This is a genomic window from Cupriavidus sp. 8B (genome assembly GCF_054589115.1).
The window spans coordinates 1-599 of sequence record NZ_BAAILO010000338.1 but is presented as its reverse complement, the minus strand read 5'-3'; the positions used below and the strand labels follow the sequence as shown (position 1 = coordinate 599).

The 599-nt window shown below is 62.8% G+C and carries 1 protein-coding gene; it reads right to left on the bottom strand.

The window, feature by feature from the left end; translation table 11 throughout:
* Positions 1-414 (bottom strand): transposase (locus tag ACYP5B_RS33635; protein ID WP_459572510.1); only part of this gene is annotated, 414 nt, incomplete at its 3' end.
* Between the last annotated feature and the right edge of the window lie 185 nt (positions 415-599).

The following is a 599-nucleotide window of genomic DNA, read 5'->3' as shown; positions in this document are numbered from 1 at the left end:
CTTATGACGAGGCGGTCGAGGCTTGGCGCGATCCGGTCGCACGCGATGGATACGTGTTGCGATCAAGGTCAAGGTTTCATTCAGAGCAGCCTTGGCCCATCGCAGGCCGAGCAGCACCGCAGGCAGGACACGTTTGAGGGCAGTGATGGCGTAGGTCCGGTTGATCCGATGGTCCGAGTCAATGTCATGTTCCTGCGCGGCGGTGAGGCAGCACAGGGCGTGTAGGTTGTCGCAGAGGATTTTGGCACCGAAGTCCTGCCTGGCGGCCAACTGTGAGAGGCCGGACAGGTGTTCGAGTGCCATGCGGTGTTTGAGACGTTTAAACGCCTCCTCCAGGCGCCAGCGCTGGTGATAGAGATCGCGGAAGGTGGCAGCCGGATAGCGGTGCATGTCGAGCAGATTGGTGATGAGCACGCGCACCTTACCGGCTGGCGAGATCTGCCGGATCAGCCGGACGGTTTGTGGGGTAGCCGCACATTTCATAGTCGCGCGCGTCATTGCGGGCTGGAGCCGGGAGCGTGACGATGGCCTCGTCGCGGCCGGAGCGGACGAAGTGTCGCACGGCGGTAAAGCCGCTGCCGTCGGCGCGCATGCAGAAA